The sequence below is a fragment of the Clostridium zhoujianii genome, assembly GCF_051590805.1.
Classification (GTDB): domain Bacteria; phylum Bacillota; class Clostridia; order Clostridiales; family Clostridiaceae; genus Clostridium.
Map to the genome: position 1 here is coordinate 2702861 of NZ_JBPUTF010000001.1, position 14519 is coordinate 2717379.

Sequence of the window (14519 nt, forward strand, 5' to 3'; positions counted from 1 at the left end):
AATAAAAATATATTAGATAGACGAGAATATAACTCACTTTCAAATTTTGCGCGTATTCCCTCTATAGCTGCTATCCTACAATTATTTTTTAATAATGTTTTTATAATATGGAGCTCCCTTGGAGCATCCTTTGTAATTTTTTATATCTACCTCCAAGAAAGAGTGCTAATTTATGATCAATTAACCAACTCACAAAATAGACTAGGTTTAGAAATTAAAATTTCAGAACTAATTTCTTCTCGTAATAAAAGATTTTCTATGATATTTATTGATTTAGATTATTTTAAAACTATAAACGATACATATGGACATGCTGAAGGTGATATAGCCCTTAAAAATGTTGTTAGCCTATTTAAATTAACTTTCAAAAATACAGGACAAGTCTTCCGAATGGGTGGAGATGAATTTGTTATATTAGTTTATTCTAATAAAGCTGATAGACTTGAAAGGCTCATACATAAATTACATATGACCTTCGATAGATATAACCAAGATAGTCGTAAACCTTACACTCTACAATTTAGTTACGGATATGATATATTTAATAGTAACTTTAATAATATTGAGGAATATTTATCCCATATTGATAATTTAATGTACAACAATAAAAAATCTAAAAAAGCTAGATAATACAAATTTAAGTACTATCTAGCCTTATTTATCTTTCTTAATATCCTCTACCTCTTTTCTCAATTTCTGAACTTCATTTAATAAATTACATATACAGGATTTTAGTTCTTCAATCTCTTCGTTTCCTGAAGATCCTTGATTTGTGCTTGTATTGTTAGTTCCATCATTTGGACAAAATGGATTTGTAACATTTTTATTTTTAGGATTGTAATATCTTCCTGGTCCATTCTGTTGATATTGCTGTTGAGCATTGAATGTTTCAATTGCTTGCCCTACCAATTGTAACCAGTTACCCACTGCATTTTGCACATTAAAGGGTAAGCTACCTGCCATTATATTTCCCATCAATTCCCCAATTAGAATAAATAATTGAGGATTTAAATCTTGGAATCCTCCAGGCATATCCCTACACCCTTCTCCATCATTAAATTGATTTCCTTGATTATTCTCTTTATATCCACAAAAGTTCATAAAATCATCAAAATTATTGAAACCATTAAAATTCATTTATATTCCTCATATAAGTGATTTCATAATATACTATTCACTAATGTTCATCAAAATGATTTTAATTCACTTTCTTATAATGCATCCCAAGGAACAATTACAAGGTCAGTCCAAGTTTGAACCCACTTATTAACCTTAATATAATATATATCTTTATTAACTTGTTTTTTATTTACCCTTACTATTTTATTAAATAAATCCTCTAACCCAAATGGTGCATACACCTTAACTTGTCCCTCCTCACCTCTTATCCCAATAGCCGTTGCTGTAGTTGGTAGTGATTCGATAGCTTCTTCTAAGGATTTGTATGCCTTTATATTGTATTCAAAGTTCTTTTCATTACATAAATGAGCCCTAGCTTCATTTTTAATATTAAAATTAATTCCTATATTACTAAAAGCTTCATTTATTTTTTCTGATAATACCTGTTCTGACTTTTCTGTTAGATCTGAATCATCAAAATATAAGAAATCGATATCATATATCCCATACATCAAATCATTATTCGATAGATAATTCCAGACTGTTTGCGCTATACATTCAGTTCCAATATAGTAATTTTTTATTTCTAATTTTTTTGCAGCCTTAACTATCTCACTCAATATACTGTTTTTTAAAATTATTTCCCTCAATAACTCAATATCACTCATATAAACACCCTTTATACATTAATTATTTCTACCCTAATCTACATTCTTCTATGTCAATATTATTTGATTTTAAAAATTCTGATACATCATCTATATCATCATAGGCACTCTTATATATTATTCTTTTGATTCCAAATAAAGCTAGCATTTTTGCACAATTAAAGCATGGTGAAAAACTAACATATGCTGTAGCCCCATCTAATTTAAATCCATTATTCTGAGTTGCTTTCTTCACAGCATTCATCTCAGCATGTACCTCATTAATTCTTGACCAATGATAATGTTCATTTGGTTCTGCATCAATCCATTCAGTATCTACTTTACTTCTCTTTTTCCATACACCTTGTACCTTTTTAAAAATTTGATTGCAATTAACCTTCCCTCCAAGGGTTCCATTAATTCCAATTGAAAGAATATTATTATCTTTTACTAAAATACACACTACACTCTTAGCTGCACATTTTGAATGTTTCTCATATAGTTCTACTGTCTCAATAAAAGTCTTATCCCATTCAGTTATTTTATTTTCTCTTGTTTCTTCCATCATTATTTCTCCTTATCTTGAAGTTTAAATATTTAAATTTATCAATTTCTAGTTCTCTTACCTTATCCTATGCAGTAGTTTTTGCTAGTATACAATAAGTATACCATATTTCTTCAAATCGTCTTACATTTTTATCCAAAATAAATTACCCCTACATCTTTATGTAGAGGTAATTTTATATTATTTTGTAAATTCAATCTTATCTACAATAACTCCATCAGGATTTTCAATTTACAAGGCGAACTTATCAAGATTATCAAAAGAGGATATCCCATTAAAAACCACATTACTACTTCTTCTTTTAAGAAAATTGATTTACCAATCTTATATAATTCTATAGTGCACTGATTAACAGCCTCTATAAAAGCTTCACTATCACCTAGTTTGCTCTACCTATTAGTAACTCCAATCTTTTCTCTCCTTTTCTCTTTTACCTCTATTAGATAATCAACCTACTATAAAGGTTGTAAAAATTTAAAAATTAATTATTTTACATAAAAAAAGAGCAATTGAATAGTCATTCAATATACTCCTCTTACTATATAGCTCTTGCCACAAATGCTATTAAGTATGATGCTGGAACAAGTAATGGTAATGCTATGAAGGTTCCTATTACCTTACTTCCAACCATACCAACTATACATGTTCTAAATTCCTCTTCACTACACTTTCCTTCTATTACATCATCAGTCATAATTGATAACTGAGGATCAATAAATATAGACATAAGTATAGTTGCAGTACCGTTTATAACTGAAGATAGAGTGATACAAGTAGCGCTTAAAGTAGGCTCTATAGTCCCAGCAAAAATTGGTGCTAAGGATCCTACTGTTATTAATGCTACTGTAATTACATTATATATTAATATCTTCCACGGTAGCTTTTTTAAATCTATCTTAGTTAGATTCTCCTTCGCAGGTATTGCTACACAATCTTTTATATATCTGACTCCGCCTCTTGTAAAGCTATGCAGTATAAGTTTAGGTATTGATCTATCCACTGAAAACTGTTTAACTGCCTTACTAAAAATTCTCTGACATGTAGGAAGTAAAAATGCTCCAAAGATTGTTGCCACTCCTGAAATTATAATAATTAAATTAAATATATTTAATAAATCTCCTGCAGATGGATTATTTTCAACATACTTCGTTAATATTGGCACTTGAAAAGTTACTGCTGTTCTTGACGCTAAAGCTAATATATTAAATACAGCAAAAGAAACTGCTATTTTTCCGGTGGTAACACCAACAAACCTAGCTGAATATGCTAATGTCCCAATAAGGGCAATGATAAAATTCAACACTAAAACTACTATTATTTGAGTATCCAATAATTAACCTCCTCCTAAATGTTGTAAATTGGTATATATTATTATAGCATAGTCCTATTTTTTTAGTATAATCCTATCAGCTTTGTAATTAAAAAATAATATTTTTGTCATAATAAGTGTAAAAATAAGCTTTTTATCAAATACTATCTATTGATAATTTATAATATAAGGAGAGATTAATAATGTCTAGTACAACAGGAATAGTAAAATGGTTTAGTCAAGAGAAAGGGTATGGATTCATATCTTGTGATGAAGGTAATGATATCTTTGTACATCATTCACAAATTAAAGATAAAGGTCCTGATAAGGATTTACACGAAGGACAAAGTGTAACTTTTAGTATAGAAAATAGTGAAAAGGGTCCTATGGCTATTAATGTTCAAAAATAATAAAAAACTGTACAAAATTACTTTGTACAGTTTCTATTTCCTATATCTAATTATTCTATTTTATGGCCGGTATTCTCAATACAACTTCTTATGGCTTCCTCATTAGATGCCTCACTAAACATAACTTCTACTGTTCCTCTTCCAATATCTACACACACATCTTGAACACCTTCAATTTTATCTAAAGCATTCTTAACTTGTGTCTTACTAGTTGTATTTACTAATCCATTTACTGTATAGTGAACTCTATTCATTGTTCATTCTCCCTTCATGATGAAATAACAATAATAGTATGTTCAATTTTTCAGTGTTATATTTGTTTAAATATAGTTTCTAGTACTTACTATTTTCTCATTTTTAGTATAAACTCTTGGAACTCTCTGCTTTAACATACAAATAACTTCATAATTAATTGTCCCCATAATTTCTGCTATATCATCTGCATCAAATTTTAGATTTCCTTTTTTACCAAGTAGTATTACTTCGTCTCCAACCTTTACATTTTTAATATGACTAACATCAACCATACATTGATCCATGCATATTCTCCCTACTACAGGTGCAAATTCCCCATTTATTATAACCTTTGCTTTTCCACTTAAAAGCCTAGAATAACCATCTGCATATCCTATTGGAATAGTTGCTATTATACTCTTCTTATTAGTTTTGAAAGTTCTTCCATAACTAATATACATATCTTTCTCTAATTCTTTAACATGACATACCTTTGTCTTTAATGTTAAAGCTGGCTTTATATCTAATCTATCTTTTTTAACTTCATCTGATGGGTAATATCCATAAAGTATTATTCCAGCTCTTACTGCATCAAGATAGGTCTCTGGCAAATCAATAATTGCACCACTATTCGATGCATGTTTTAAAGGTATATTTATCCCATTCTTAATAAGCATATCACTAAACTTTTGGATTTTTGAAAATTGTTCATGAGTATATTCCTTATTCTCTTCATCAGATGTAGAAAAATGTGTAAATAAACCTTCTATTTCAATTCCTTCTAAAGTATTTATCTCAAGAATATCCTCAAAATTTTTATCATTTGGAATAAATCCTATTCTTCCCATTCCTGTATCTAATGCAATATGAATTTTTGATTTTTTACCAAGACTTAAAGCAACCTCAGATAATTTTTTTGCATATTCTAAGTCATAAACTGTTTGTTCTATATTATTACTTATTAATTCTTCAGCAAACTCTAAAGGAGTATATCCTAATATCATAATAGGAGCAGTAATATCATTACTTCTAAGCTCTAAGGCCTCTGTTATAACTGCAACTGCGAGCTTAGATGCTCCATTTTCTAAAAGTGTTGGTACTACATCAATAGCCCCATGACCATAGGCATCTGCCTTTACTACTGCTATTACTTCTTTATCTTTTACTAAAGTTTTTATATTTCTCATATTTTCTGCTATTGAATCTAAATCTATTTCAGCCCATACAGGTCTCATAATTCTTTCCATGTCTACACCTCTGCCTTATTCTCCATTAGTATAATTATATTTTAACAAAATCACATATAAAAAGAAAAGAACCACTCTTCTTATAAATCTAATTAATAGTGGTTTTTAAAGATTTTATATTCCCTCATTAGATTTCCTATACAAAAAAATCCCCAATAGGATCGCCCATCTGCCTTTTCAAATCTTATCTAAAAAATCTTAAAGGCCATAGTCATTTTTATTCTGCTAGAATAACTTTTATAATATAGTGACAAAAGTTATCCACATTCCAATAATGATTATAATTTCCTACATAGTAAAAAAAGCTTATAAAACATAAGCTTTTTCCAATCTTAATTTGCTTTCTTGTAGTTCATTATACGCTTTGAGAATACAACTCCTAGTATTAAAATCATAATAGGTACTATACATTTATATGAAAGTAAATTATCGAAATTTCTCCCTAAAATTGAATAGCAAATAGTCTCTGGTACAACCCCTAATAAGGAGGCTGCAATAAAATCCCTATAGTTTATTTTTGTAAATCCACAAGCATAGCTTAATGGATCATAAGGAAGAATTGGTGGTAATCTTAGCATAAACAAAATCTTAAAACCATTCTTTTCAATATTGTTATCTAAATTAACTAATCTTTTCCCAACTATCCCCTCTACAAAGTCTCTACCTAAAAATCTTGATAAATAAAATGCAATGGTTGCAGATATCCAAAATCCTATCATTGTTAAGATAAATCCCTTAACAGGCCCGAATAGAGTTCCACCAATTATTGCAATTATATTACTTGGTATAACTACAAAAAATGGCTTTAAAAAATATATAAACATATATATAAATATAGCTAATATACCTCTTTCACCTATAAACTCTGCCACCTTATCAATATCTAAACTCATTATATACTCTCTATTTTTAAATAGTATAAATAAAGATACTGCAACTATAGTTATAAATAAAAAGAACTTAATCTTATTCTCTCTTTTATTTTTCCCCATTCTCTTCCCCTTATTTTATCCCTTATTTTATCATCCAAACTATTTGTAATTATATCATACTTGACTATTCTCAAAACTAGTCTCTCCTAATATTAAGATATTATTAAGCTTATTAACAAGTAATCCCATTAGATACTTTCTTTTTATAAACCAGGTATCCAACAATATCAGCTAATGCCCAACCTATAGGAATAGCCCACCAAATCCCACTTGCTCCTAATGAAGTTGATGCTAGCATATATGCTAGTATCACCCTAGTTCCTAATGAAATTACTGTGAGTCCTATTGACATATTTAAGTATCCTATAGCCCTATAAATTCCATAAAACATAAATAGAAAACCTATTAACACATAAAATACCCCTACTACAGATATGTACTCAACACCTAACTTTATTACTTCAACTTCATTTTTGTCTACAAATAATAGCATTAACTTTTTAGAAAATACTATTATTGATACTGAAATTATTCCACAAAAAATAATTATTGCTTTTACAGAGAATTTTATCCCTTCTCTTACCCTGTCAAACCTCTTCGCTCCAGTATTTTGAGCTACATAAGTTGAAAAAGCATTTCCATAATCTTGTACTGGCATATATGCTAATGAATCTATCTTAACTCCTGCTGCAAAAGCTGCCATAACAGTTGCTCCAAAAGTATTTACTAAACCTTGTACAAATAATATTCCTAAATTCATTATTGATTGTTGCACAGCTGTTAATACTGAATATTTAGCTGTAACTTTAAAGACTTCCCTATCTATTCTTATATCTTTTCTTTCTATATTTAATAATTTCAAGTTTTTATAGGTATAAAATACTCCTAGCAAAGCAGATACTCCCTGTGCAATTATTGTTGCTAATGCTACACCCATAACACCTAAATCAAATACTAAAACAAACACCAAATCTAATACTACGTTGATTATAGCTGCTACAATCAAAAAATATAATGGTCTTTTTGAGTCTCCTACTGCTCTAAGTAATGATGTTGTCCCATTATATAAAAAGGTAAATACTAAACCTATTATAATAATTATTAGGTATGTTTTTGCATCTGGTATTAGCTCTATAGGCATATTAAATATAGATAATATTGAGTCAATAAATACTAATGAAATAACCATTAAAATGATTGTAACTGCAGATATGAATATAAAAGAATTAACTGTTACTTTCTTAAACTTCTCCATTTCCTTTGACCCATAATATTGAGAAAGTATTACACCACTTCCCATACATAGCCCTATAATTATTGAAGTCACAAAAACCATTATAGCAAAGGATGACCCTACCGCAGCTAATGCATTTGTTCCAACAAACTTACCAACTACTATGGTATCAACAAGGTTGTAAAGCTGTTGAAATATATTTCCTATTATCATAGGAAATGCAAACTTCAGTATTAATGTACTAGGTTTCCCCTCTGTCATATCAATCATATATACTCCCCTCCACTTTATATTCATCTTATAAAGCCTATTATACAATACTTTCTATATTTTCCTATTATAATAATTACTAAAATCAACTTTTTTCTAGTAATCATATCATAAGCAAATAGTGAAAAATGGTATAATTATATAAAAACAAAGGAGTTTATTATGAAAAAAATCGGTATTATTAGTTGTTCAAATGGATTAAAAGAAAATCAAATCACTGTTATAAATAAATTAGAAGAAATACTTATTTCTTTAGGCATAGAAGTTACAAGATCTACTTCTCTTTTTGCCTTAACAGGTGTTGCTAGTGGATCAGGTAAAGATCGCGCTAATGAGCTTATCAAATTCTATAAAGATCCTACTATTGATGGGATTTTTGATGTTTCTGGTGGAGACCTAGCCAATGAGGTGCTGGAATATATAAATTTTGATGTATTGAAAAATAATCCAAAGCCTTTCTTTGGATATAGTGATTTATCTGTAATTCTAAATAGTATTTATTCTCAAAGTTCTATTGAATCTTATCTATATCAAATTAGAAATATTGTTTCTAATCCTGATGCCTTGGATATGTTTAAAGATTATATGTCTGGTAAGAATAATAATTTATTTAACTTTGACTATAATTGGGTACAAGGAAATTCTATGGAGGGTATAGTAGTTGGTGGTAATCTACGTTGTGCCTTAAAGCTTGCAGGTACAAAATTTATGCCAGATTTTAAAGATAAGATACTACTTATAGAAAGTTTAGGTGGAGATGTACCAAAAATAACTACCTATCTTACCCAATATAAGTTAATGGGCGCTTTTGATAAAATAAATGGAATTATACTAGGCACTTTTACTGAAATGGAGAATAATAATTTATCCCCATCAGTTGAGGAATTAATTGTTAAAATAGTTGATAATCCAAATTTACCTATAATTAAAACTAATGAAATAGGACATTCTAATAATTCTAAATGTATATCTATTGGTAAGTATATGTCTTTCTAGGAAATTAGAATTTCTATCTACATATTTAAATTATATATTTTTTATAACTAAAGTTATTTTTGTAAATCCCTAAGATGTAATGTTATTTTTTTTGTAAACATAACATTACATCTTAGAATTCACTAATATTCTCTCTCTATAAACATATATTTTAATTAAGTGGAAAACTCCTACCTATTGGAGATCCACATCCCCCTAAAATTTATTACACGCAAAGGTAAGAGGTATATAAGTAACTGTTACTAATATACCTCTTATTCTTATTGTTTATATAGCTCTAGTTTCTTCTCTTAAGAATTCTCTTTCTTCATCATTTAGATATATATTTAATTTATCATAAACCATTTTGTGATAAGAATTTATCCATTCCTTTTCATCTTTTGTAAGTATTTCTGCATTTACACCATTTAAATCTATTGGACAGTAAGATACAGTTCTAAATTTATAGAACTCACCCATTTCCTCATCTTCAAAAGCTTTTGTAACAAGTAATGTATTTTCTATCCTAATACCATGCTTATTCTTCTTATAAACTCCCGGCTCATTAGTTATTATCATTCCTGGTTCTAATACAGTATTATTCCCAGATTGTCTAAGTCCTTGTGGTCCCTCATGAACATTTAAAAAGAATCCAACTCCATGACCTGTTCCACACTTATAATCTAATCCATACTTCCATAGAGGACCTCTAGCTAATGTATCAAGATTAGCTCCTGTAGCTCCCTTTAAGAATATAGCTGAGGCAAGTCCAATATGCCCCTTAAGTACTAAGGTAAAGTCTCTCTTTTCTTCCTCTGTTAAAGTTCCCATTATGAAAGTTCTTGTAATATCAGTTGTTCCATCTAAATATTGAGCTCCTGAATCTACTAAAAACATACCTTCTGTCTTAAGAGTATACTTACTTTCTTCAGTGGCAGAATAATGCATCATAGCTGCATGTTCTTTGTATCCAGCTATTGTATTGAAACTTAATCCCTTATAATTTTCACCTTGAGATCTTAATTTCTCTAATTTATCAGCTGCTGAAATTTCATCTACTTCAATTTTTCCTATGTTTTCTTTAAGCCATTTAATAAACTTAACCATAGCAACACCATCCCTTATTTGAGATACTTCTGTATTTGCTATCTCTATCTCATTCTTAATAGCTTTTAATGATGTTGTTATATTTAAAACTTCTATAATCTCTACTTTACTTGGGATTAATGTATATAGCTTTCCATTAACCTTTGCTGGATCTATTATAGCTGTCCCTTTAAGCTTCTTAACATCCTTATATATATCTAAATAGTTTCTTATTATTATTCCTTCATAATTTAAAGACTGCCTGACATCACTATTTATTTTAATATCCTCAATATATAATATAGCTTCATCTTCCTTAACTAGGGCGTAGGCTAATCCTACTGGGTTATATGTTATATCATTGCCTCTTATATTATATAACCAAGCAATATCATCTAGAGAAGTTATTATATAGTTGTCTCCACCTAATTTTTTCATTTCATCTCTAACTTCTTTAATCTTTTCCTTAGCTGATTTACCTGCATATTTAGTGTCTAAAATAAATATCTCATCTTTAGAAAGCTCCGGTCTATCTTCCCATACTTCTTCTAAAAGATCTTTATCCATCTTTATATAAAATTTATTTTCTATAGCTAAATCACTATAATTTTTATATTGATTTGTGGCTATAACAGTTCCATCAAAACCTAAAACCTCACCTTTTTTTATATTATTTTTTATCCACTCTTCTATAGTTGGGTATCCTGGAGTCATCATCTTCATAAGTTCAATTCCGGTGCCCCCTAACTCATTTTCAGCTTGAATAAAATACCTTCCATCTGTCCATAAATACGCTTCTGTCATTCCAATTAAAAGAGTTCCAGCTGAACCTGTAAATCCTGAGACATATGCTCTTCCCTTATAATAATCTGGTACATACTCACTTTGATGAGCATCTGTACTTGGAATAATATAATAATCAACCTTATTTTTTTTCATAGATTCTCTAATAACTTCTAAATTACTCATAAAAAATTCCTCCCCGATGTTAATTTATTAAAATTTTACTATTAAACTAAATAATAACTTTATTTAATTTAATATATCATTTTTGTATATTCTATTACAAATCAAATTTCTATAAATAGATTTTTTATAGTTAATAGTTAAGAAAATTTCATATACTTTCCTATATATATATAAATATATCCCATAAGTAAATTCTTTTAGAATTTACTTATGGGATACAAGTTATAATCTATTTGTTTGTATTACTTTCCAAATGTAGGTATATCAAAGTCAAAAGCTACCCCACATTTATCTAAATAAGGTGCCATTATTGTTGCTTGTTTTTCTGCCCAAGCTATATCTGATGCATATTGATGCCAACCTGGTCCAGACGAACTTAAATTCCATCTCATTTTATATAGTGTATTTTGCCCATAGCTAGAATTATTTATATAGTTCTTACTTATCCAGCTAGCCCCTTCTGTAATGGCCTTTTCAGGTGTAAACCAACCTTGCTTATAGGCATATTCTGAACCACCTCTTAATGGATCACTATCTATAGCTCCTACGCCATACATATTATATACAATTCTTGGTGTAACAGGTTTTCCATCCACCTCTTTTACTAATACACCTTTCGATAAAGTTGATGTACCATTACCAGTCTCTAACCTTGCATGAGACAATAAGTACATAACATTAACATTATACTTTTTAGCACCATCTATAAAGGCTTGTCCTTTACCAGATAATATTCCTCTACCGGATATAACTTCATTAATTACGGACATTGGAATTCCATCTACATGATTAAGCTTCATAAACATGTATTTACCTGAATTATTTATAAAGTTACTTGGATCTAAATTATACTTAATTTCACTCTTACTTGCATTTACCCACTTACCATTTTTATGTATTAGATTTAAACTTGGATATTGTAAATCAACATATTTATCTAATGTCATAGAATAATTACTTGAATTTGTACTAATTCTAATATACTTTGAACTTACATATCCATATGTATTTCCATGCTTTATTTTATACCAACCATTGGAGGACTTATCAACTACTTCTACGATAGTATTGATATTTAACTTACCTACTATACCAAAATTCTCACCAGCTCCACTTCTTACATTTAAACTTGATGCTGATACTGAGCCTACTGAAATTACTTTTGTATAATTCTCATTTGTACCACCTTGTTCTGGTGTACTTGTGTCTGGTGGTGTAACAGGCTTCTCAGGTTCTACTGGCCTTTCTGTTTCTTCGATTAATTTAATATAGCTCTTACTTGCGTATCCTACCTTGCCTTTATAATCAATTTTGTACCAGTCTCCTGATTCTCCAGTTATATCAACCTTTTCTTCATTTAATAAATATCCTAAAACACTTGAATTTACATTAGCTTCTGATCTAACTCTTAAATTACTAGTTATATTATATACTTGTCCCTTTTTATTTTTAGGAACCTCAGGCTTATTGTTTTCAGGCGGCTTTTGAGTATTTGTAATCATTACATAATCTTTATGTACATATCCAGTACTTGAATTGTAACTGATTTTATACCAATCTCCTTTAGTACCTGTTATCTTAATCGTTGATCCATTACTTATTGCTCCTAAAATCTTTGAACTTGTACTAGCATCTGATCTAACTCTCAAACCTGATGGGGCATCTATAACAACACCTCTAGACTCTTCGGATGTATTATTATTATTATTATTATTATTATTGTTGTTGTTGGAGCCAGAGTTACTATCTGATATCTTAGTTATGTATTGCTTATGGGAATAGCCTGTCTTCCCATTATAGTTTATCTTATACCAATCTCCATCTTCACCTATTATCTGTACTTCTTGTCCAGCTAATAAATATCCTAATGTTAATGAATTAGTATTTGGTGCACTTCTAACCCTCAAATTCCCTGATATAGCATTAACTTTTCCCTTTGAAATTGAAGTAGTAGGTGGTGATACTTCTTCTAATACCTTAACGTACTTTCCATAAACGAAACCTATCGTTGATCCAGTTCTTATATTATACCATTCTCCACTTTGGGATATTATCTCAAATATATCTCCATCCCTTAAAGATGTAATTTTTGCAGAACTCGTACTTGGTGACTGTCTTACAATTAATCCATTACCAGTTCCAATAACTTGTCCTCTTTTTGCTGCCCTAACTGATCTACCTATATTCAGCACTTCTACATTGCTTTTGGGTACATACCCTTCATTCCCATTAAAATATATTCTATACCACTCATCCGTTTCAGCTTTTATTTCACATATTTCTTCAGGATTTAAATATCCAATAACCTTGGAATCTTCCCTTGCTTCTTCTCTTACCGTTAAATTTCCATCAACATTAACAACTTTTCCTGCATAAGAATCACTTATTGTCATGATACTTTCTTTATTATTTCTTACATCATAACTCAGTTCAGTAGCTTCAACAGAATTGCCTGCTAAAGACATGCCACCTGAAAAAGCTGTAGTAGTTAATAACATTTGTGCAATCTTCTTTTTATTCATCCTTAGCTCCATATCCTTTTTACATAATATTTTGTCTTACTTTTCTATTCTGGTCATAAAATTACCTATGGTCAATATTATATGAAACTATAAGAGATGGAGCAAGTTATATTGTAGCAATATGTTGTAATTTAAACTTATTTGTAATAATATACCACTTAGTAACACTTTCATTTTTATAAATCCATACTATATTAAGATTGGAATTTAATCTTCAATTATCTTTATAAGTTCTTTAAAATCCTCTATATAATAATCAGCAAATTTTATGATGTTATCATGTTGATTTTTCTCCCTTTTTAATAAATACCCAGTCATTAAAGTTCTCATCCCTAATTCCTTTGCACCTTTCAATTCATCTGAACCACCATCACCAACAAAAATACAGTTTTGCGGATTAACATTCATTTTTTCTAATGCAATTCTATATATTTCTGATTTAGGCTTTAAATATCCAACTTCATATGAGAATATAGTCTTATCAAATAAAATATTTAAAGGAGATTTATTCCAATACATAACATCAATTATATCTGCATTACTAATTAAACATATTTTCTTCCCATTCTCCTTTATCTTTAAAAGTACATTTATAATTTCTGAATCTACTTCAATTAATGATCTCTTAAATCTCTCTTTTCTTATTTCTAAAATTTCAGCTTTTACGTTATCATGAATGTCTATGTCCATTTTATTAATAATATCGTCAATAATTTTTTTAGGACTTATCTTCTTATTTGTAGCTCTTTTTAGATATAGTTCAGTATCCTCTGAATATCTTTCCCATTCATCTTTTGATATTCCCAAAACATCATTTTCATTTTTAAAATCACTATACTCAGGTATTACAAGAGTAAAAAACAAGTCGAAAAATACAACCTCTATATTATTTCTCACATTAAAATCTCCTTTTTAAATATATCATTGTAATTATTTGCCTATATAAATAATTTATAACACCCTTTATGTATAACATCACTGATAACTACCAATACCTTAT

14 protein-coding genes are annotated in these 14519 nt (G+C 29.1%); 3 read left to right on the forward strand and 11 right to left on the reverse strand.

Features of this window, described 5'->3' with window-relative positions; translation table 11 throughout:
- The first annotated feature begins 162 nt into the window (after positions 1 to 162).
- Entirely contained in the window at positions 163 to 630 is a 468-nt protein-coding gene (locus ACSYT2_RS12760) for a GGDEF domain-containing protein (protein WP_430855606.1), read from the forward strand.
- 24 nt (positions 631 to 654) lie between these two features.
- Here the strand turns inward: ACSYT2_RS12760 and ACSYT2_RS12765 are convergent, their stop codons facing one another.
- The 4 genes from ACSYT2_RS12765 to ACSYT2_RS12780 form a co-directional block, all read right to left on the reverse strand.
- Complete coding sequence (locus ACSYT2_RS12765; protein WP_430855607.1) at positions 655 to 1137, reverse strand: hypothetical protein; 483 nt, start codon at positions 1135 to 1137, stop codon at positions 655 to 657.
- Between the two features lie 74 nt (positions 1138 to 1211).
- Complete coding sequence (locus ACSYT2_RS12770; RefSeq protein WP_430855608.1) at positions 1212 to 1787, reverse strand: nucleotidyltransferase family protein; 576 nt, start codon at positions 1785 to 1787, stop codon at positions 1212 to 1214.
- Between the two features lie 28 nt (positions 1788 to 1815).
- On the reverse strand, positions 1816 to 2331 hold the full coding sequence (locus ACSYT2_RS12775) for a deaminase (protein WP_430855609.1): 516 nt from the start codon (positions 2329 to 2331) through the stop codon (positions 1816 to 1818).
- A 538-nt stretch (positions 2332 to 2869) separates the two neighbouring features.
- Positions 2870 to 3661 carry a lipid II flippase Amj family protein gene (locus ACSYT2_RS12780; RefSeq protein WP_430855610.1) on the reverse strand — a complete coding sequence of 264 codons (792 nt, stop codon included), beginning with the start codon at positions 3659 to 3661 and terminating at the stop codon, positions 2870 to 2872.
- A 182-nt stretch (positions 3662 to 3843) separates the two neighbouring features.
- Here ACSYT2_RS12780 and ACSYT2_RS12785 point away from each other — a divergent pair, with 182 nt between their 5' ends.
- Positions 3844 to 4050, forward strand: coding sequence for a cold-shock protein (locus ACSYT2_RS12785; RefSeq protein ID WP_430855611.1), 207 nt, complete (start codon positions 3844 to 3846; stop codon positions 4048 to 4050).
- A 50-nt stretch (positions 4051 to 4100) separates the two neighbouring features.
- On the opposite strand, the gene ACSYT2_RS12790 is transcribed toward ACSYT2_RS12785, so the two are convergent.
- The 4 genes from ACSYT2_RS12790 to ACSYT2_RS12805 form a co-directional block, all read right to left on the reverse strand.
- Positions 4101 to 4304 carry a heavy-metal-associated domain-containing protein gene (locus ACSYT2_RS12790; protein WP_430855612.1) on the reverse strand — a complete coding sequence of 68 codons (204 nt, stop codon included), beginning with the start codon at positions 4302 to 4304 and terminating at the stop codon, positions 4101 to 4103.
- A 66-nt stretch (positions 4305 to 4370) separates the two neighbouring features.
- Entirely contained in the window at positions 4371 to 5531 is a 1161-nt protein-coding gene (gene alr / locus ACSYT2_RS12795; protein ID WP_430855613.1) for an alanine racemase, read from the reverse strand.
- A gap of 332 nt (positions 5532 to 5863) precedes the next feature.
- The gene (locus ACSYT2_RS12800) at positions 5864 to 6523 is read right to left on the reverse strand and encodes a TVP38/TMEM64 family protein (RefSeq protein WP_430855614.1); all 660 of its coding nucleotides are present in this window, start codon (positions 6521 to 6523) and stop codon (positions 5864 to 5866) included.
- 112 nt (positions 6524 to 6635) lie between these two features.
- Positions 6636 to 7967 carry an MATE family efflux transporter gene (locus ACSYT2_RS12805; RefSeq protein ID WP_430855616.1) on the reverse strand — a complete coding sequence of 444 codons (1332 nt, stop codon included), beginning with the start codon at positions 7965 to 7967 and terminating at the stop codon, positions 6636 to 6638.
- Between the two features lie 162 nt (positions 7968 to 8129).
- On the opposite strand from ACSYT2_RS12805, the gene ACSYT2_RS12810 reads away from it, so the two are divergent.
- On the forward strand, positions 8130 to 8963 hold the full coding sequence (locus tag ACSYT2_RS12810) for a S66 family peptidase (protein WP_430855617.1): 834 nt from the start codon (positions 8130 to 8132) through the stop codon (positions 8961 to 8963).
- A gap of 267 nt (positions 8964 to 9230) precedes the next feature.
- Here the strand turns inward: ACSYT2_RS12810 and ACSYT2_RS12815 are convergent, their stop codons facing one another.
- From ACSYT2_RS12815 to ACSYT2_RS12825, 3 genes are all read right to left on the reverse strand, one after another.
- Positions 9231 to 10997 carry an aminopeptidase P family protein gene (locus tag ACSYT2_RS12815; protein WP_438384904.1) on the reverse strand — a complete coding sequence of 589 codons (1767 nt, stop codon included), beginning with the start codon at positions 10995 to 10997 and terminating at the stop codon, positions 9231 to 9233.
- A 242-nt stretch (positions 10998 to 11239) separates the two neighbouring features.
- Positions 11240 to 13519 (reverse strand): SH3 domain-containing protein, encoded by a 2280-nt coding sequence (locus ACSYT2_RS12820; protein WP_438384905.1) that lies wholly within the window; start codon positions 13517 to 13519, stop codon positions 11240 to 11242.
- 207 nt (positions 13520 to 13726) lie between these two features.
- On the reverse strand, positions 13727 to 14416 hold the full coding sequence (locus tag ACSYT2_RS12825) for an HAD family hydrolase (protein WP_438384906.1): 690 nt from the start codon (positions 14414 to 14416) through the stop codon (positions 13727 to 13729).
- Between the last annotated feature and the right edge of the window lie 103 nt (positions 14417 to 14519).

Bases quoted from the DNA above. Each gene is read 5' to 3' on its own strand.
- ACSYT2_RS12765 (WP_430855607.1), bottom strand. From the start codon at position 1,137: ATGAATTTTAATGGTTTCAATAATTTTGATGATTTTATGAACTTTTGT.
- ACSYT2_RS12770 (WP_430855608.1), bottom strand. From the start codon at position 1,787: ATGAGTGATATTGAGTTATTGAGGGAAATAATTTTAAAAAACAGTATA.
- ACSYT2_RS12775 (WP_430855609.1), bottom strand. From the start codon at position 2,331: ATGGAAGAAACAAGAGAAAATAAAATAACTGAATGGGATAAGACTTTT.
- ACSYT2_RS12785 (WP_430855611.1), top strand. From the start codon at position 3,844: ATGTCTAGTACAACAGGAATAGTAAAATGGTTTAGTCAAGAGAAAGGG.
- ACSYT2_RS12790 (WP_430855612.1), bottom strand. From the start codon at position 4,304: ATGAATAGAGTTCACTATACAGTAAATGGATTAGTAAATACAACTAGT.
- alr (WP_430855613.1), bottom strand. From the start codon at position 5,531: ATGGAAAGAATTATGAGACCTGTATGGGCTGAAATAGATTTAGATTCA.
- ACSYT2_RS12800 (WP_430855614.1), bottom strand. From the start codon at position 6,523: ATGGGGAAAAATAAAAGAGAGAATAAGATTAAGTTCTTTTTATTTATA.
- ACSYT2_RS12805 (WP_430855616.1), bottom strand. From the start codon at position 7,967: ATGATTGATATGACAGAGGGGAAACCTAGTACATTAATACTGAAGTTT.
- ACSYT2_RS12810 (WP_430855617.1), top strand. From the start codon at position 8,130: ATGAAAAAAATCGGTATTATTAGTTGTTCAAATGGATTAAAAGAAAAT.
- ACSYT2_RS12815 (WP_438384904.1), bottom strand. From the start codon at position 10,997: ATGAGTAATTTAGAAGTTATTAGAGAATCTATGAAAAAAAATAAGGTT.
- ACSYT2_RS12820 (WP_438384905.1), bottom strand. From the start codon at position 13,519: ATGAATAAAAAGAAGATTGCACAAATGTTATTAACTACTACAGCTTTT.